The following is a 17,263-nucleotide window of genomic DNA, read 5'->3' as shown; positions in this document are numbered from 1 at the left end:
GTTAATCCTGTAGGAGCGAGGCTTGCCCGCGAATCAATCTAAAACCTTACACCAACTCCACGGCCAACGCCGCTTGCACCGCCGGGCGCAAATCAACCCGCGCCTGAAACCGCACCAGCGCCGGCCATTCATTCAAATCTATCGCAAACAACGGCGCCCACCGCAACACCGTAAACAAGTAAGCATCCGCCACGCTGAACCCACCCGCCAGCAGATAATCCTGGCGCTCCAGCGTCTGACACAACACCGCAAAGCGCTTGAACAACTTCTCCCTGATCAGCGCTTTCACCTCCTCGGGGAGCTGCGCGTTGAACAGCCAACCCAGCCCGCCATGAATCTCCGTCGAAACGAAATTCAGCGACTCCTGCAACCGCACTCGCTCGAACGTCCCGTTCACGGGCGCCAGGTTCGCCTCGGGTCGCAGGTCCGCCAGGTATTGCAGGATCGCCGGGCCTTCAGTCACCACGTCACCGTTGTCGAGTTGCAGCGCCGCGACGTAACCCTTCGGGTTGATGGCGAGGAAATCGGCACCGTTCGCGGTCCGTTTGGTGCGGTTATCGACGCGGATCAACTCGAACGGCAGGTCCAGTTCACGCAGCACAATGTGCGGTGCCAGCGAGCAGGCTTGAGGGGCGTAATACAACTTCATCGGCAGGGCTCTGGTTGGGGATTTGCGCCAGTGTCATAGTGCGCGGCGCCCTCGGTAAAATTAATCTTTAAGAAAACTGCCATAAGGAAAGCTACTGCCATGATGAATCTGATGCACTGGCGAATGGTGGTGGCAGTGGCCGATACGGGCAACATTACCCGCGCGGCCGAACGGGTCGGCATGACCCAGTCAGGCGCGAGCCAAGCGTTGGCGCTGATCGAAGATACCCTCGGCGTTCAGCTGTTCACTCGGGAGAATCGCCAAACGCTGCCGACCGCTATCGGCCTGCCGGTCATCGAGCAGGCCCGGACCATGCTCGGCGCCCTGGAAAACATCCGCAGCACCGTCGATGCCGCGAAAGACATCCAGCGCGGGACGATTCGCCTGGCGAGTTTTCCCATGGTGCTGGCAACCTTTCTGCCGCCGCTGCTGCGCACATTCAGCCGGCTTTACCCCGGCATTCAGGTGGTCGCGCTGGAAGTCAGCGACGATGAAGTGGAAGCACTGCTCGGCGCCGGCCTGGTGGATGTGGGTGTGGTGCTGAACCCGGCGCCGGAGCGCAATGCCGGGCGTTTGGGGTGCGATGCCTGGGTCGCGGTGTTGCCCGGTGGCCATCCCTTGGCACGCCGCTCGATTGAACAAGGCGTCACCCTCGCGGAGTTGGCAGACCAGCCGTTTGTGCTGGCCACGGGCGGCTGTTCGACCAACGCCCGCAGCCTGGCCGCCGATGCCGGTCTGCAATTGCGCGACGTTCGGGTCGAGGTCCGCGAGTGGAGCAGTGCGTTCACGCTGGTGCGCGAAAACATCGGAGTCACCCTGGTGCCGGAAATGACCTTGCCCACCCATCTCCAGGGGCTGCGTGTGGTGCCGGTCAAACCGCGTATCGATCGTGAGTTTGCCTTGGTGGTCGCCGCAAACAAACAACCCTCGGCAGCGGTGCAGGCGTTGTTGAGCATGCTGGCTGAACACTGAATCAAGCTGAACCGTTTTTGTCCTCAATACTGGCCGACTAGTGGCCTTGCAAGCCTATTGCGGCTGGCTATGCTCAGTCCTGACGAACCATGTCGGTCGCCATGTGAAGGCCGGCATGCACGCTTCAGAGTGCGCACCCCAAGGCACCGATGCGAGCGGCAAGGAGTTTTACGATAAAGGGAGTTACTTATGAAAACGTTAGGGCTGGCCCGGTCCCGGGCTATCAAGAGACGGATGTCTTGATAAGAGCGTTGCCACATGGACTCTCCGATTCAACATCATTGATCACCTGACAGTTCCTCCCGTGGAGGAATGCGTGTGCCTGTTCCATGGAACGTTGTGGTGGATACGTTGAAAGACCGAAGAACTTTCATCAATCAAACGACCGCGCTTAGGGTGATACGACCATGTTTAACCTACATCACAAGGCTGACCTGCAGGAAATCGAGCGCTACAGCTGTGCGCTGACCGAGGCCAACGCCAAGTTGGCGGCCGTCAGTCGTTCGATGGCGATGATTGAGTTCACCCCTGACGGCATCGTGCTCGATGCCAACGACAACTTTTGCAAAGCCATGGGTTACAGCGCCGAAGAAGTGCGCGGCAAACATCACCGGATTTTTTGCGAGGAAGCGTTTTATCGCAGCGAAGCCTACGCCAAATTGTGGCGTGACCTGGCCCGTGGCGAGTCGCTCAGCGGGACTTTCCTGCGCTTGAACAAGGGCGGCAAGGAGATCTGGCTCGAAGCCAGTTACATGCCGGTTATCGGTCCCGACCGGCAAGTCAGCAGTGTGATCAAAGTCGCCACCGACATTACGGACAGGGTGAACAAGGAACACGAAAACGAAAGCATGCTCGCGGCAATCGGTCGTTCGATGGCGGTGATCGAATTCACCCCCGCTGGCAATGTAATCACCGCCAATGAAAACTTCCTGAAGACCACGCATTACGCGCTCAACGAAATCGTCGGTCAGCATCACAGCCTGTTTTGCCACCGCGCCGAAGCCGAATCGCCGTCTTACAAAGGGTTCTGGGCTTCACTGAATCGCGGGGAATATCACTCGCACCGTTTCGAACGCAGAGACAAGCACGGTCATACGATTTTTCTCGAAGCGTCCTACAACCCGTTGTTCGACGCCAAGGGTCGTTTGTACAAAGTGGTGAAGTTCGCCAGCGACATCACGCAGCAAGTGACCACGCTGCAAACGGCTGCGGAGTCGGCCCACAGCACTTCGGTGCAGAACGATGCCTGCGCGCAGAAGGGATCTCAGGTGGTGCAGCAGACGGTGCAGATCATCCAGGACATTTCCAGGGACTTGAACGAAGCGGCGCTGAGCATTGATGCGGTGAGCAAACAGTCCGACATCATCGGCACCATCGTTCAGACCATTCGCGGCATTGCCGACCAGACCAACCTGCTGGCGCTCAACGCGGCCATCGAGGCGGCGCGGGCCGGGGAGCACGGCCGAGGGTTTGCCGTGGTGGCGGATGAGGTTCGCAGCCTCGCGGCACGTACGAGCCAGGCGACGTTGGAGATTGTCGAGGTGGTGCGCAAAAACCACGATTTGTCGTTGAGCGCGGTGTCGAGCATGCAGTCGAGCTTGAGCCGCACCGGCCTTGGGGTGGAACTGGCGAACGAGGCGGGGGAGGTGATCCTGGAAATCCAGCAAGGCTCGCGGCATGTGGTGGACGCGATCAGCCAGTTCAATTCAACGCTGCAATTGAATTGAAACGCTGACCTGTAGGAGCCCGGCTTGCCGGCGATGGCGATCTTCAGGGCGCCATCGCCAGCAAGCTGGCTCCTACAGTTCTTGGGTGAACCCACAATCCAGAATCCGTCACGATCCCTGTAGGAGCCGGCTTGCCGGCGATGGCGTCCGCGAGATCGCCATCGCCAGCAAGCTGGCTCCTACAGTTCTTGGGTGAGCCCACATCCAGAATCCGTCACGATCCCTGTAGGAGCCGGCTTGCCGGCGATGGCGTCCGCGAGATCGCCATCGCCAGCAAGCTGGCTCCTACAGAAGCATCCGCGTGGTCAGAGCGACGCGAGGAACTTGTCGACCACCTGGGCGCCGCTTTTTTCACTGCTGCTGCCGTTTTCTTTCTCGGCCTGAGCCAGTTTTATCTTGTCTTGCAGACGCTCGGCAATCTCTTTACCGACCGCCAGTTGTTTCTCCGGCGGCATGGCTTTCAGGTCTTCTTCGGTAATCCCCATCTCCTTCAGAATACTGTCGCGCAACCGCTGTTCCGGGGTTTTGCTCATGTAGTCCTTGAAGTCGGTCATGGCGGTGCTTTCACCGGCCTTTGGCACTGTCGAAGCATCGGTGGCTTGCAGCGCGACACGGGTCTTGGCGAACGCTTCATCGACGTTGTCGCTGATTTTATTGGCGGCGTTGACCTGTTCCGTGGCGAGCCTGGAAGCAGACGCCTGGACCATCCCGGCATTCTTCACGTTCTGCAGCTGGATATTGTTTTGCACGCTCTGCATCAACGCGGCTTGCAGGCCACCTTGAAGACCCGCGGCGGCGTCCGCAGTTGGTTCGTCGCCCGGCTTTTTGGGAAGCGGCGTCATTAGGTTTTGCTTTGCACTGACCAACATGATGAGTAGACCTTGTAGGTGTTTGCGGTGCAGCGACTTGTGCAATTAGCGTGCCCAAGCAATAAAGCCCAATATTTTCAATGAGTTGTATTTTTGCTTGAGCAGGAAACGAAAGAGTTGCGGTCAACCTTTGCCGCCCGACGGCAGAGGTCGACCGATCAAGGCAGGCCGTTGCAGCCGTGTTTGAGGAACCCGGGGCGTTGCGCCAGGCGTTGGAAATATTCGTCGATGGCCGGGAAGTCCGGTCGATCCATCGGCGTCATCAGCCAACGGTTGACTGACAGCCCTATGACGATATCGGCCAGCGTGAACCGTGGTCCGGCAACATAGGCTTTGGTGGTCGCGAGCTGATGCTCGAGGATGCCCATCTTCTGATTCCAGCCGCGCAAGCCCGTGGCAATCCGGTGCGCGTCCTGGAATTCCGGGTCTTTGCGTACCAGCGCCGTGAACGCGTAGCTCCAGGACGAATTGAGATCGGTGGCTTGCCAATCCATCCACTGCTCCACCCGGGCGCGCGCCGCCGGTTCGTGCGGCAGCAATTCAGCGTGTGGGTGTTTGCCGGCCAGGTAACGGCAGATGGTATTGGACTCCCACAGCACGCCGGCCTCATCAATGATCACCGGCACCTGTGCGTTGGGGTTGAGCCGGACAAATTCGGGACTGTGGGTCGACGCATACCCGCTGCCCCAGTCCTCGCGTTCGTAGGAAAGGCCCAGTTCGTCGCAGGTCCACAGGACTTTTCTGACGTTGATGGATGAGGCTTTGCCGAGAATCTTCAGTGCATGTTCCATGGAACGGCTCCTTTAGCGATTCGATGCTTCCGGAAGATCAGAATACCTCTGTAGGAGCCGGCTTGCTGGCGATCGCATCACCGCGTTGAATCTGACGGACCGAGGTGATTCGATCGCCGGCAAGCCGGCTCCTACAGGTGTTACGTGCTTTCGCGCACCTTCAATTCGAACCCCATGTCCTGAACCGGTTTCGCCACGGTGTTGCCCGCCATCAACGTCAGCATCTGCTCTGCCGCTCGCCGGCCAATTGCCTCGCGCGGGGTGTTGATGCTGCTCAGGCGCGGGACCATGTGCGCCGAGGCCGGCAGGTCGTTGAAACCGAGGACCGCCACTTGTTCGGGGATTTTGATTCCGCAGCGCATCGCTTCCAGCAGCGCGCCCTGGGCCAGGTCGTCGTTGCCGAAGAAGATCGCGTCGACATCGGGATGACTGGCGATCAGTTGCAGGAACAGCTCGCCACCCAGGCCGACGGAGGAGGCGCGGGGCGTCAGCACTTCCAGGTCCGGGTCATACCGACCAGCCTTTTGCAGGGCTTTGCGAAACCCTTCGCCGCGCAGCAACGTGCGTTGATCCAGTTGCGCACCGATGTACGCCAGACGCTTGCGACCGCGGGACAGCAAATGCTCCGCCGCCGTTTCGCCGGCCGCCAGTTGCGAGAAACCCACGCAATTGAGGCCCGCAGCGCTGTCGAGTTCCATCATGTACACGCAGGGAATATTGCTCGCCTCGATCATCCGCCGCGAACTTTCGGTGCGATCAAACCCGGTCAGCAGCAAACCGCGCGGCTGATAGGCCATGTAATTGCGCAGCAGGTTTTCTTCTTCATCACGCGAGTAATGGAAGTTGCCGATCAGCACTTCGAAGCCCTTCGGTCGTAAAACCTGATGAATGGCTTCCAGGGTGTCGATGAACAGCAAGTTGGACAGCGACGGCACCAAAACCACCACGGAATGGCTCTGGGCCGAGGCTAACGCACGGGCGGCGGGGTTGACCACGTAGTTGAGTTCAAGCGCGGCTTTCTGGACTTTTTCCACCAGTTCGGTGGCCACCGTACTCACGCCGCGCAAGGCGCGGGAGGCGGTAATCGGGCTGACGCCGGCCAGTCGGGCTACTTCATTGAGGGTAGGACGGCCAGTGGTTCGCGTATTTTTATCGTTTTTAGGAGAGGTCATCGGGCGGCTTGCCAAACAAAATTCAAGGCACTAAGGTAGCGCTGTCCCGATGCAGCTGCAAATGCGTAAGCGAGTTTTGCCTGAACCTCGCTTTTCGGCGTCCGGAACGAACATGCTGCAACCCACAAAAATGACAAGAAGGCGTCGGCAACTTCTACTTTTCGTCTAGTGTCATAACTGGCAAAGGTAGCGCTGTCTGCGCGCTGAGGTGTTACATGAATCATCCCATCACCGCCCTGGTCATCATGGGCGTTGCCGGTTGCGGCAAGACCTGCGTTAGCGAAGCCTTGTGCCAGCTCAGCGGCGCGACTGCCATTGAAGGCGATACTTTCCACCCTGCCGCCAATATCGAAAAGATGAGCGCGGGTATCCCCCTGAACGACGACGACCGTGCCGGCTGGCTCGACAGCCTGTGCGATGAACTGCGCCGCGTCGACGCCACGGGCCAACGCCCGGTGTTGACCTGCTCGGCCCTCAAACACAGTTACCGCGAAGTTTTGCGCAGCGCCTTGCCGGGCCTGGGCTTTGTGTTCCTTGAACTCACGCCTGAAGTGGCGGCCGATCGCGTCTCCCATCGGCCGGGCCATTTCATGCCGTCGACCCTGATCGACAGCCAGTTCGCCACCCTTGAATCCCCGGTTGGCGAACCGCTGACGTTGGCCCTCGATGCTTCGAACCACAGCGTCGACCAGTTGGCGAAGCAAGCCCACGCCTGGTGGCTGGAACACGGCTTGAAACGCGCCGGTTAAATTTTGCTTGAAGAGATAGCGCTGTCCTTATGGCTTTCGAATTACCCGTTTTAATAACAACAACAACCAGGAGACACCCCTAATGTTTGGCATGTCCCACGAGACGTTCCTGCTGCTCGATGCAGTGGTCACGGTGATCGGGCTTATCGTCCTGATCACCAAGTTCAAATTTCACCCGTTCATTGCCCTGATTATTGCCGCAGCCTTTCTCGGGCTGACTTCCGGCATGCCGATCGGCACCATCATCAAGGCGTTCCAGGACGGCTTCGGTGGCGTGCTCGGTTTCGTCGGCATTATCCTCGCGCTGGGCACGATGCTCGGCAAAATGATGGCCGAGTCGGGCGGGGCGGATCAGATTGCCCAGACGCTGATTCGCGCGTTCGGCAAGGACAAAGTGCAGTGGGCAATGATGTTCGCCGCGTTCCTGGTCGGCATTCCGCTGTTCTTCGAAATCGGTTTTGTACTGCTGATCCCGCTGGTGTTCATCGTCGCCCGGCGTACCGGCGTGTCGATCATCAAGATCGGTATCCCGCTGCTGGCCGGTCTGTCTGCCGTGCACGGGCTCGTTCCGCCGCACCCGGGTCCATTGCTGGCCATCGGCGTGTTCGGTGCCGACATCGGCAAGACCATTCTCTACGGCCTGATCGTTGCCCTGCCGACGGCCATCATTGCCGGCCCGATCTACGGCACTTTCATTGCCAAGTACATTCCCGGTCATCCCAACCAGGAACTGGTGGATCAACTGGCGCGTGAGAACGATTCTGCCGATCTCCCGAGCTTCTCCATCACCTTGATCACCGTGCTGTCGCCGGTGTTCCTGATGTTGCTCAAGACCTTCGCCGACGTGGTGCTGCCGGACGGCAACTTCTTCCGCACCTTCATGGACCTGATCGGTCACCCGATCTCGGCCCTGCTGCTGGCGTTGCTGCTGTCGCTGTACACCTTCGGTTACAAGCAGGGCATTGGCTCCAACCAGATGCTCAAATGGCTGGATGCGAGCCTCGCGCCAACCGCCGCGATCATCCTGATCATCGGTGCCGGTGGTGGCTTCAAGCAGATGCTGGTGACCAGCGGCGTGGGTAATGTCATCGGCAACATGGCCGTGGCCGCACAAATCTCGCCGATCCTGCTGGCCTGGCTGGTGGCGGCGGTGATCCGTATCGCGACCGGTTCGGCGACCGTGGCGACCATTACTGGCGCAGGCATCGTGGTGCCGGTGGTGGGGATGATTCCGGGTGTGAACCGTGAGCTGCTGGTGCTGGCGACCGGCGCCGGTTCGTTGATCCTGTCTCACGTCAACGACGCGGGTTTCTGGCTGGTGAAGCAGTACTTCAACATGACCGTGGCGGAAACCTTCAAGACCTGGACGGCGATGGAAACCATCCTGTCCGTGGTTGGCCTTGGCTTTATCCTGCTGTTGTCGTTGTTCGTTTAAGCAACACCGCAACGCATGTGTAGGAGCCGGCTTGCTGGCGATGGCGTCGACTCGGTTAGACGTTAAACCGAGTCGCCTGCATCGCCAGCAAGCCGGCTCCTACATGGATTGTCGAACCTCCGTAGACGCTGGTTTCGATCATTACCGATAACAAAAAACCGCATTTTTGCGGTTTTTTTTATGGGCAGGAATCTGCGACAAGCCAAATCTTTTGGGTACTGACGACACAACCACTTGTCGGAACTGTCATTTCTCACAGGTAGACGACTTGCATGGACACGTCGAACATCCCTCCTTGAAAGGAGCGCCAGTCACGGGTTCCTGTTTGATCGTCGAACCATGGATGAGGAGCAGACTCTATGAGCACGCCTATTGTTGATAAACCCGAAATTATCCTTCCCACTGAAGGTGCTGAGGAAAGTCTAAGACCAACGTTTATTGGGACGGCGATCATCGGGGGGAAGGTAACTGTTGCGCTACATGACGGAACGGTGCTGGGTTCGGTTGACGTGATGTCTTCAGGTCAATGGCAAGTGCCTTCACTTTCTTCGTGGGAAAAAGGGAAATACAAAGTCAAGGCTAGACAAAACGTAGAGGGCGTCGATTCGGAGTGGACAGAATTGCGGACCTTTACGGTTGTCGGCTAGCCGTTTGCTTTCAGGGACAGGTTTTTTCCAATAACGCCTGAAGACAATTGAATCGAATCGGGAGCGGACACGGACGTGGCCGCTCCCGAGATTGTTTCTCTAGCCGGTGGTTTTGCTTACCAGCCCATCCGCCCTGAACATCCCGCGAATCCCGCGCACGGCCTGACGAATCCGGTCCTGGTTTTCGATCAGCGCGAAGCGCACATGATCATCCCCGTATTCCCCGAACCCGACACCCGGCGAGACGCAGACCTTGGCTTCGGCGAGCAGTTTCTTGGCGAATTCCAACGAGCCAAGATGCGCATACGCTTCGGGAATCTTCGCCCAGACGTACATCGACGCTTTCGGGTTTTCCACCATCCAGCCCAGTTCATGCAGGCCTTTGACCAGCACGTTGCGTCGCTGCCGATACTGCTCGGCGATGTCTTTCACGCACTGCTGATCGCCTTCCAGTGCGGCAATCGCCGCGACTTGCAGCGGTGTGAAAGTGCCGTAGTCGTGGTAGCTCTTGATCCGCGCCAGGGCGTTGACCAGTTCCGGGTTGCCGACCATGAAACCGATGCGCCAACCCGCCATGTTGTAGCTCTTGGACAGGGTGAAAAACTCCACCGCGATGTCCTTGGCGCCCGGCACCTGCATGATCGACGGGGCTTTCCAGCCGTCGTAGACGATGTCGGCGTAGGCCAGGTCGTGCACCACCAGCACGTCGTACTGCTTGGCGAGGGCGATGACGCGCTCGAAGAAATCCAGCTCCACGCACTGCGCGGTCGGGTTGGACGGGAAGCCGAGAATCATCATTTTCGGTTTCGGGATCGAGCCGCGAATCGCCCGTTCCAGTTCGGCGAAGAAGTCCACGCCCGGAATCAACGGCACCGAACGCACCTGGGCGCCGGCAATCACGGCACCGTAGATGTGAATCGGGTAGCTCGGGTTCGGCACCAGCACGGTGTCGCCCTGGTCCAGGGTGGCAAGCATCAAGTGCGCCAGGCCTTCCTTGGAACCGATGGTCACGATGGCTTCGCTTTCCGGGTCGATGTCGACCTCGTAGCGTTCCTTGTACCAGTTGGAAATCGCCCGGCGCAGACGCGGAATGCCCTTGGACGTGGAATAACCGTGGGTGTCTTCGCGCTGGGCGACGGTGACGAGTTTTTCGACAATGTGCGGCGGCGTCGGGCCGTCGGGATTGCCCATGCTCAAGTCGATGATGTCTTCGCCACGGCGACGGGCGGCCATCTTCAGCTCGGCGGTGATGTTGAATACGTAAGGGGGGAGTCGATCTATGCGCGCAAAGCGGCGCGGCGAACCTTGTTCGGCCATTGTTGCCTCGGATAACGTAAGCGCCCGGAACCGTCCGAGCGACGCTGGTCACTGCGGTGACCTGTGGCGGAATGTAAGGGCAGCTGTGGCAGACTGTCCAGCCTCCACGTAAATAATTTTTTTCCGAAGGAAATCGGTCGATGGAATTTAGCAGCGGCTTTCTGCTGAGCCTTTCTCTGTGCCTGGACATCGGCGTAGCCAACATCGCGATGATCACGCTGGCCATGCAGCGCGGCTATTTTCAAGGCTTTGCGCTGGGGTTGGGCACCTGCGTCGGCGACCTGATTTACGCCGTGCTGGCCTTGGCCGGCATGACCGTTTTGCTGCAATACGAAACCGTGCGCTGGGTACTGTGGATTGGTGGTTCGGCGTTGCTGATCTATTTCGCGGCGAAGATGATCTATTCGGCAATCCACCATGAGGCGCTGTTGGCCGAGACCGCCGAAGTGGGCCACAACTCGCACCGCAAGGAGTTCTTTCGCGGGATCTTCCTGGCGATGTCGTCACCCAGCGCCATTCTCTGGTTCGCGGCGGTGGGCGGCACGCTGATCGCGCGGTCTGGCGGTGGCGGGGCGCTCAGCTCGGCATTGTTCCTCGGCGGATTTCTCTGTGCCGGACTGTTGTGGTCGGCAGGCCTGTGCTTCGCCGCGAGCCATGGCGGCAAGTTGCTGGGCGACAAGCTGCTGCGTTATTCGTACATGGCATCGGCGGCGATCTTCTGCTATTTCGCGGTGTACGTGATCCTATCGGGGTACAACGAGTTTGTTGGCGCTGGCGCGGTCGAGGCGTTGCATACGCTGTAATTGGGCGAATCGGGTTTGGCTTCTATACTCCTAGCCGAACCCACTTTTTGTACCAGGAGTCGAGTCATGGATGATAAAAATAGCGTCGAAATCCCGGGTCCACGCTTCGAACATGGGCACTTCCTGCTCATTGCGGGGCTTAGTGGACGGTTTACTCAGCAAACCACCCAGGGCATTCCAGCGCTCTGGGAAAAATTCATTCCGCACATCGGAAACGTTCCTGGCCAGAAGGGCGAAGTGACCTACGGCGTGTGTTGCAATTTCGATGGCAAGGGCGGCTTCGACTACATCGCCGGCGTCGAGATCAGCAAGCTCGACGACTTGCCGGATCAGTACCGTTGGGTAGAAGTCCAGCCTCAGCTGTATGCGGTGTTCGAGCACAAAGGGCCGTTGGATACCTTGCCGCAGCTGTTTCAGCACATCTTCGGCACCTGGCAACCGCAGTCCGGACATGAAGTGCTGGATGCTCCGGAATATGAGCGCTACAGCGAAGACTTCAACCCGAAGCTCAACACCGGAAAACTGGAAATCTGGGTGCCGATCAAAGCGTGAGGTGTACGTCGGGAGGCGGATCAACGATGCGCCTCTCGATGTCATGCCCAGGCTGATTTATGATCCCCGGCCTTTCTCCGCTGATTCCGAGCCGCCATGAACACCGTCATCCGCCACGTCACCCCCGCTGACCTGGACCGCTGCTACGCCATCGAAACCGTTGCCTACGAAGGTGACGAAGCTGCCACCCGAGAAAAAATCGCCACGCGCATCGCCACCTGGCCTGAAGGTTTTATCGTCGCCGAAGTGGACGGTGTTGTAGCCGGTTTCATCAACTCCGGTGCGGCGTTTCAGGTGGAAATGTCGGACGAAGCGTTCAAGGAACTGATCGGCCACGACCCGGCCGGCCCGCACGTGGTGATCATGTCGGTGGTGGTGCATCCGGATTATCAGGGGCAGGGTTTGGCGAAACGTCTGATGGGCGAGTTCATCGAGCGCATGCGTGCGCTGGGCAAGGCCAGCATCAACCTGATGTGCAAGGAGCGGCACATTCCGCTGTACGCCGGGTTCGGGTTTGCCTACATCAAACCTTCCGCGTCGGACCATGGCGGAATGGCGTGGCATGAGATGGTGTTGGCGCTCTGATTGATGCGGTGTGGTGTGAAATGCTTTCGCGGGCAAGCCTCGCTCCTACAGGTTTGGTGTGCTCCTGAATTCACCATGAACCTGTAGGAGCGAGGCTTGCCCGCGAAGGCAATCCAAAAGTCGCCACATCGATCTAATAAAGGCTGTCCCGCACCCTCACCGGCGCTTCCCGGTCATATGTCTCTGCATCAAACTGCCCGTCATTCAAGCGCTTGTGAAAAGCCCCCGCCGTCGGCAGCGCCGAGCGATCCAGGTGCTTTTCGGGGTTCCACAAATCCGAACGCACAATTGCTTTCGAACAGTGAAAAAACGCCGCCTCCACCGTCACCAGCATCACCGTGCGCGCGGGTTTACCGTTGACCGCGAAGCTTTCCAGCAAGGCCGGCTCATTGCTGATCTGCGCTGCGCCGTTGACCCGCAAGGTTTCGCCGATCCCCGGGATGATGAACAACAGCGACACCCGCGGATCGAACACCACATTGCGTAGCGTGTCGATGCGGTTGTTGCCCGGGCGATCCGGGATCGCCAGGGTGCGCTCATCGATGATTCGCACGAAACCCGGTGTGTCTCCGCGCGGCGAGCCGTCCAGGCCGTCGGGGCCGACCGAGCTGATGATCACCAGCGGCGAGGCGCGAACCATCGCTTGATAATCCTCGTTCAGAAAGGCGATTTGCTTGCGCACCGCGCGTTCGTGGGGTTGGCCGTAAATTGCTTCCAGTGCTTCGATGCTGTCGAGCATAACCACCTCAGAGAATCAGCCCCATCCGCCGTTCGTAACCGATCCGGCCCTTATAGGCCTCGCCGCTGTCGACCCAGCCGAATTTTGCATACAGCGCGATGGCTGCTTCGTTGTCCGCATCCACCGACAACTCCAGCCCCCGTATTTCCGGAAACGCCTGACGCGCGACCTCCGGTAAGGCTTGCAGGCAGGCCTTGCCATAACCTTTGCCCTGTTGACGCTGATCGACTTGCAACGCATGCAGGGTGGCGCTGTGTTCGTCGGCCCAGGCCGGCAGCACTGGCGGGCGTTTGAGCAGCAGGAAAGCCACCGGGACATCCTCGACCAGCAGGGCGAATCCTTTGACGCCGGGGCCGGGTTTGGACAGCAGGGTGTGCAATGCACCGTGGATGTCACCGGAGAACTTGATCTGTTCCTGGTGAACTTCGATGGCCTCCACCTCCTGGCGCTGCTTCGCGTTCAGGCTTTCGTAAGGCACGAGTCGGGTTGTCACTGGAGTGTCCTTTTTCCAACAGAAATGAGCCTCGGATTCTAGCGAGTTTGCGCCCATGGATTATTTTTAATTTGACTGTCGATCTGGCGTCTTGCCGGACGACTAAGGGTGTCTTCACAACAAAAAACACGGAGAACCACCATGAACGCTACCCACGAAATCCAGGCCCTGATCGACAGTTATCGTCAGGCGGTCATCACCAAGGATCTCGAGAAAATCATGGCGTTGTATGCCGAGGACATCGTCTCCTACGACGCGGTCAAGGCCCTGCAGTTTCGCGGCAAGGCGGCCTACCGCGCGCATTGGCTGGAATGCATGGAAATGTGCCAGGGCCCGCACACCTTTGATTTTGACCAGATGAACATCGTGGCCGACGAGCACATCGCCTTCGCCCATTGGCTGGCTCATTGCGGCGGCACCAACGAGAAGGGCGAAACCCAGGCCTGCTGGATGCGCGTGACCGGCTGCTATCGGCGCGAGGCCGGGCAATGGCGCATCGTCCATGAACACTGGTCGGCGCCGTTCGACATGACGAGCGGCACCGCGCTGTTCGGTCTGCAGCCCTGATCGTCGGGAAGTGCCCCCCACGCGCCAAACTGCAGCCATAGTTGATCAGTTCGATCCGGAGAGCCCCATGAAGTATTTATGCCTGGTCTACAGCAACGAACAGGAGTTGCACTCGCTGCCCGAAAGTCCCAACGACGCCGAGTGCATGGCCTACGCCGAATCGATCCAGGGCAGTGGCCGCATGCTCGCCGCCGAAGCGCTGGAGTCGGTGCAGACCGCGACCACCGTGCGCATGCGCAACGGCAAAGTGTCGATCACCGACGGCCCGTTCGCCGAAACCAAGGAGCAGTTGGCCGGCTTCTACCTGATCGACGCCAAGGACCTCAATGAAGCCCTTCAGGTCGCCGGCAACATTCCGGCGGCCCGGGTCGGCTGCGTCGAGGTGCGACCGGTTCGTCAATTGAATCCCTGATAAGGAGGTTTGCGTGGTGATGTGGGTGATTGAAGGCCATCGGCACTGATGGCTGACGTGTCAGTCAAGGCTCGGGTCGAGCAGGTTTACCGCGAAGATTCGCGGCGAATCCTCGCGACCCTGATCCGTTTGCTCGGTGATTTCGATCTGGCCGAGGAGGCCCTGCACGAGGCTTTTTTCATCGCGGTCGAGCGTTGGCAGCGTGACGGTGTGCCGGACAATCCGCGTGCCTGGCTGGTGTCCACCGGGCGCTTCAAGGCCATCGACGGCTTGCGTCGGCGCGCGCGGTTTGCCGCGTCCCGGCCGATGCTGATCGCGCAACTGGAAGCGCTGGAGCAGGCCGACTGGAGTGACGAAGACGTGGAAGATGATCGCCTGCGCCTGATCTTCACCTGTTGTCACCCGGCACTCGCGGCGGATGCTCAAGTGCCGCTGACGTTGCGCGAAGTCTGCGACCTGACCACCGAAGAAATCGCCAGGGCGTTTCTCTCGGCACCGGCCACTATTGCCCAGCGCATCGTGCGTGCCAAGGCGAAAATCCGCGACGCGAAAATCCCTTATCAGGTGCCGACCCTGGCGGAATTGCCTGAGCGTCTCGACAGCGTGCTGCGGGTGATTTACCTGGTGTTCAACGAAGGTTACTCGGCGTCCATCGGTGCTGAACTGACTCGCGAGGATCTGACCCGCGAGGCCATCCGGCTCGGCCGATTGGTCATGGAATTGCTGCCCGAACCCGAAGTGATGGGCCTGCTGGCGCTGATGCTGTTGCATGAGTCACGACGCCCGGCGCGAACGTCGGCGAGTGGTGAGCTGATTGTGCTGGATGAGCAGGACCGTTCGCTGTGGGATGCCGGGTTGATTGCCGAAGGGTGCGCGCTGATCGCCCGGGCGTTGACCTCTCGGCGATTCGGGCCTTACTGCCTGCAAGCGGCGATTGCGGCGGTGCATGCCGAAGCGCCGACGGCGGGGGAGACGGACTGGGCGCAGATTGCGGGTTTGTATGATGTGCTGTTGGCGGCGGTGCCTTCACCGGTGATTGAGCTGAATCGCGCGGCGGCGATCGCCAAACGGGATGGACCGTTGGCGGGGTTGACGTTGGTTGAAGGGATTCTGAATCGCGGCGAATTGCTGGATTACCACCTGGCGCATTCGGCGCGGGCGGAGTTTTGTCGGCAGTTGGGCAGGGTAGAGGAGGCGCGGGTGGCGTATGAGCGGGCGTTGGAATTGACGCAGCAGGTGCCGGAGCGGCGGTTTATCGAGGCGCGGATCAGGGCGTTAAAGTAGGTTGAATTCGCCGGCCTCATCGCCGGCAAGCCGGCTCCTACAGGTTCAGCGCCGCCCTTTGTAGGAGCCGGCTTGCCGGCGATAAGGTCCGCAGGACCTTCATTCCAGCATCTTTCCCAACAACCAGCTCCCCGCCGGCCCCGGCGGATGCAGCCGCGACCACAGCGCATCGACGAACAGCGGCTTCGGCCACCCTCGCACGTTCAACTCCTGCAACGTCCCGGCATCAAACCGCCCCACCAGCCATCGCGGCAACGGCGCCCAGCCGAATCCACCCTGAGCCATTTCCAGCAGCATCAAGTAACTCGGTGCCGACCACACACGCCCCTTCGCCCGGCTTTCATACGGATTGACGATGGTCGCCAGACGCAGCTCCCGGTGCTGCTGCAACAGCTCCTGATCGATTCCGGTCAGGGTCGCCAGCGGATGCTCACGGGACACGAACAAGGCGATTTCCGTGCGTTCCTGCACCGTCGAACTGACCAGATCCGGCGGGTAACTGTCCTGTTGCTCGGCGAACGCCACGTGCGCCCGACCGCTTTGCACCAGCGCCACCAGGTCATCGCATTCGGCGATCAGGCATTCGAGTTCCAGGTCCGGGTAACGCTGCTCGAATGCACTGAGCGCCGCTTCGAAACGGTCGGACTGATAGGTGTCGGAAATCGCCACGGTCAGCTTCGGTTCGACACCCTGAGAGAGTTGGCTGGCGGTCATTTCCAGGCGGCTGGTGGCCGCGAGGATTTCCTCGGCCCGTTGCAGCATCACGTGCCCGGCCGGCGTCAGCGTGGGCTTGCGGCTGCTGCGGTCGAACAACACCAGATTCAGATCGATCTCCAGGCTTGCCACCGCAGCACTGATGGTCGACTGACTGCGCCCCAGTTTGCGCGCCGCCGCGGAAAACGAGCCTTGGGTCGCCGCTTGCACAAACGCCTGCAACACTTCTTGAGAGGCCATGAACTATCGTCTTGATCGATGGTTATTGGTTATGAAGTATCGGCGTGAGGATGGATCATGACAACCACAGTCACTCAGGGAGTTCTGCTCATGAACGCCAACAAATCCATCACTGAACGTATTTTCCAGGCCATCGGCTTTGAACTGCTGGCCATCGTGATCTGCACCCCGTTGCTGGCGTGGATCATGGACAAGCCGATGCTCGACATGGGCGTCGTCACCGTTGTCATTGCGGCGCTGGCCCTGGCCTGGAACGTGATCTTCAACGGGATTTTTGACCGCGTGCTGACGCGATTCGAGATTGCGCACAACGCCTGGACGCGAGTCGTTCATGCGCTGCTGTTTGAAGGCGGGTTGGTGGCGGTCGGCGTGCCGCTGATTGCCTGGTGGCTCAACGTCAGCCTGTGGCAGGCGTTCTTGCTGGATATCGGGGTGTTGCTGTTTTTCCTGCCGTACACCTACGTTTACCACTGGGTGTATGACGTAGTGCGCGAACGGCTTGTGATGCGAGAGTCTTGCGAAACCTGAAAACAAACCCTGTAGGAG

Annotated in this window: 20 protein-coding genes and 1 pseudogene; 13 read left to right on the top strand and 8 right to left on the bottom strand. The window is 59.6% G+C overall.

From position 1 onward, the window contains the following. Positions 1 to 46 precede the first annotated feature (46 nt). Positions 47 to 649, bottom strand: a complete 603-nt coding sequence (gstA, locus tag J4E42_RS13625; RefSeq protein ID WP_207285442.1) for a glutathione transferase GstA — start codon at positions 647 to 649, stop codon at positions 47 to 49. A gap of 99 nt (positions 650 to 748) precedes the next feature. Here gstA and J4E42_RS13620 point away from each other — a divergent pair, with 99 nt between their 5' ends. From J4E42_RS13620 to J4E42_RS29715, 3 genes and pseudogenes are all read left to right on the top strand, one after another. Next, positions 749 to 1,621 (top strand): LysR family transcriptional regulator, encoded by an 873-nt coding sequence (locus J4E42_RS13620; protein WP_207285441.1) that lies wholly within the window; start codon positions 749 to 751, stop codon positions 1,619 to 1,621. Between the two features lie 407 nt (positions 1,622 to 2,028). Continuing rightward, positions 2,029 to 2,805 (top strand): annotated as a pseudogene (locus J4E42_RS29720) (PAS domain-containing protein); the annotation flags it as partial. Next, positions 2,779 to 3,348: a methyl-accepting chemotaxis protein gene (locus J4E42_RS29715; RefSeq protein WP_404943249.1), complete on the top strand. Its 570-nt coding sequence runs from the start codon at positions 2,779 to 2,781 to the stop codon at positions 3,346 to 3,348. The pseudogene J4E42_RS29720 and the gene J4E42_RS29715, both read left to right, overlap by 27 nt. A gap of 305 nt (positions 3,349 to 3,653) precedes the next feature. Here the strand turns inward: J4E42_RS29715 and J4E42_RS13610 are convergent, their stop codons facing one another. The 3 genes from J4E42_RS13610 to J4E42_RS13600 all read right to left on the bottom strand — a co-directional run bounded on the left by J4E42_RS13610 (position 3,654) and on the right by J4E42_RS13600 (position 6,180). Further along, positions 3,654 to 4,217 (bottom strand): hypothetical protein, encoded by a 564-nt coding sequence (locus J4E42_RS13610; protein WP_207285439.1) that lies wholly within the window; start codon positions 4,215 to 4,217, stop codon positions 3,654 to 3,656. 158 nt (positions 4,218 to 4,375) lie between these two features. Further along, positions 4,376 to 5,008 carry a glutathione S-transferase family protein gene (locus tag J4E42_RS13605; protein ID WP_008038561.1) on the bottom strand — a complete coding sequence of 211 codons (633 nt, stop codon included), beginning with the start codon at positions 5,006 to 5,008 and terminating at the stop codon, positions 4,376 to 4,378. 140 nt (positions 5,009 to 5,148) lie between these two features. Continuing rightward, on the bottom strand, positions 5,149 to 6,180 hold the full coding sequence (locus J4E42_RS13600; RefSeq protein ID WP_008032586.1) for a LacI family DNA-binding transcriptional regulator: 1,032 nt from the start codon (positions 6,178 to 6,180) through the stop codon (positions 5,149 to 5,151). A gap of 215 nt (positions 6,181 to 6,395) precedes the next feature. Here J4E42_RS13600 and J4E42_RS13595 point away from each other — a divergent pair, with 215 nt between their 5' ends. The 3 genes from J4E42_RS13595 to J4E42_RS13585 all read left to right on the top strand — a co-directional run bounded on the left by J4E42_RS13595 (position 6,396) and on the right by J4E42_RS13585 (position 9,011). Next, on the top strand, positions 6,396 to 6,929 hold the full coding sequence (locus J4E42_RS13595) for a gluconokinase (RefSeq protein ID WP_192229135.1): 534 nt from the start codon (positions 6,396 to 6,398) through the stop codon (positions 6,927 to 6,929). 82 nt (positions 6,930 to 7,011) lie between these two features. Continuing rightward, the gene (locus J4E42_RS13590; RefSeq protein ID WP_008038555.1) at positions 7,012 to 8,364 is read left to right on the top strand and encodes a GntP family permease; all 1,353 of its coding nucleotides are present in this window, start codon (positions 7,012 to 7,014) and stop codon (positions 8,362 to 8,364) included. A 359-nt stretch (positions 8,365 to 8,723) separates the two neighbouring features. Next, a complete protein-coding gene (locus J4E42_RS13585; protein WP_207285438.1) occupies positions 8,724 to 9,011 on the top strand; it encodes an Ig-like domain-containing protein in 288 nt (95 codons plus the stop codon). Between the two features lie 99 nt (positions 9,012 to 9,110). Here the strand turns inward: J4E42_RS13585 and alaC are convergent, their stop codons facing one another. Beyond that, the gene (alaC, locus tag J4E42_RS13580; protein WP_008038550.1) at positions 9,111 to 10,328 is read right to left on the bottom strand and encodes an alanine transaminase; all 1,218 of its coding nucleotides are present in this window, start codon (positions 10,326 to 10,328) and stop codon (positions 9,111 to 9,113) included. A 140-nt stretch (positions 10,329 to 10,468) separates the two neighbouring features. Between alaC and J4E42_RS13575 the strand changes: the two genes are divergently transcribed. The 3 genes from J4E42_RS13575 to J4E42_RS13565 all read left to right on the top strand — a co-directional run bounded on the left by J4E42_RS13575 (position 10,469) and on the right by J4E42_RS13565 (position 12,268). Continuing rightward, positions 10,469 to 11,131 carry a LysE family translocator gene (locus J4E42_RS13575; protein ID WP_207285437.1) on the top strand — a complete coding sequence of 221 codons (663 nt, stop codon included), beginning with the start codon at positions 10,469 to 10,471 and terminating at the stop codon, positions 11,129 to 11,131. Between the two features lie 66 nt (positions 11,132 to 11,197). Next, entirely contained in the window at positions 11,198 to 11,683 is a 486-nt protein-coding gene (locus J4E42_RS13570) for a GyrI-like domain-containing protein (RefSeq protein ID WP_207285436.1), read from the top strand. A gap of 96 nt (positions 11,684 to 11,779) precedes the next feature. Then, on the top strand, positions 11,780 to 12,268 hold the full coding sequence (locus J4E42_RS13565) for a GNAT family N-acetyltransferase (RefSeq protein ID WP_207285435.1): 489 nt from the start codon (positions 11,780 to 11,782) through the stop codon (positions 12,266 to 12,268). A 133-nt stretch (positions 12,269 to 12,401) separates the two neighbouring features. On the opposite strand, the gene J4E42_RS13560 is transcribed toward J4E42_RS13565, so the two are convergent. Both J4E42_RS13560 and J4E42_RS13555 read right to left on the bottom strand, forming a co-directional pair. Next, positions 12,402 to 13,007: a pyridoxamine 5'-phosphate oxidase family protein gene (locus J4E42_RS13560; RefSeq protein WP_008038543.1), complete on the bottom strand. Its 606-nt coding sequence runs from the start codon at positions 13,005 to 13,007 to the stop codon at positions 12,402 to 12,404. 7 nt (positions 13,008 to 13,014) lie between these two features. Then, entirely contained in the window at positions 13,015 to 13,500 is a 486-nt protein-coding gene (locus tag J4E42_RS13555) for a GNAT family N-acetyltransferase (protein WP_207285434.1), read from the bottom strand. A gap of 141 nt (positions 13,501 to 13,641) precedes the next feature. Here J4E42_RS13555 and J4E42_RS13550 point away from each other — a divergent pair, with 141 nt between their 5' ends. The 3 genes from J4E42_RS13550 (at position 13,642) to J4E42_RS13540 (ending at position 15,763) form a co-directional block, all read left to right on the top strand. Further along, positions 13,642 to 14,067: a nuclear transport factor 2 family protein gene (locus tag J4E42_RS13550; RefSeq protein ID WP_008038540.1), complete on the top strand. Its 426-nt coding sequence runs from the start codon at positions 13,642 to 13,644 to the stop codon at positions 14,065 to 14,067. A 67-nt stretch (positions 14,068 to 14,134) separates the two neighbouring features. Continuing rightward, on the top strand, positions 14,135 to 14,479 hold the full coding sequence (locus J4E42_RS13545; protein ID WP_008032567.1) for a YciI family protein: 345 nt from the start codon (positions 14,135 to 14,137) through the stop codon (positions 14,477 to 14,479). A gap of 48 nt (positions 14,480 to 14,527) precedes the next feature. Next, positions 14,528 to 15,763 carry an RNA polymerase sigma factor gene (locus J4E42_RS13540; protein WP_207285433.1) on the top strand — a complete coding sequence of 412 codons (1,236 nt, stop codon included), beginning with the start codon at positions 14,528 to 14,530 and terminating at the stop codon, positions 15,761 to 15,763. Positions 15,764 to 15,862: 99 nt separating this feature from the next. On the opposite strand, the gene J4E42_RS13535 is transcribed toward J4E42_RS13540, so the two are convergent. Continuing rightward, positions 15,863 to 16,717, bottom strand: a complete 855-nt coding sequence (locus J4E42_RS13535) for a LysR family transcriptional regulator (RefSeq protein WP_008032563.1) — start codon at positions 16,715 to 16,717, stop codon at positions 15,863 to 15,865. 90 nt (positions 16,718 to 16,807) lie between these two features. Between J4E42_RS13535 and J4E42_RS13530 the strand changes: the two genes are divergently transcribed. Then, positions 16,808 to 17,245, top strand: a complete 438-nt coding sequence (locus J4E42_RS13530; RefSeq protein WP_008038536.1) for a multidrug/biocide efflux PACE transporter — start codon at positions 16,808 to 16,810, stop codon at positions 17,243 to 17,245. Positions 17,246 to 17,263 lie beyond the last annotated feature (18 nt).

The organism is Pseudomonas sp. FW300-N2A2 (assembly GCF_017351735.1).
GTDB lineage: Bacteria > Pseudomonadota > Gammaproteobacteria > Pseudomonadales > Pseudomonadaceae > Aquipseudomonas > Aquipseudomonas migulae.
The sequence above is the reverse complement of the archived record's forward strand: the minus strand, read 5'-3'. Positions and strand labels throughout refer to the sequence as shown.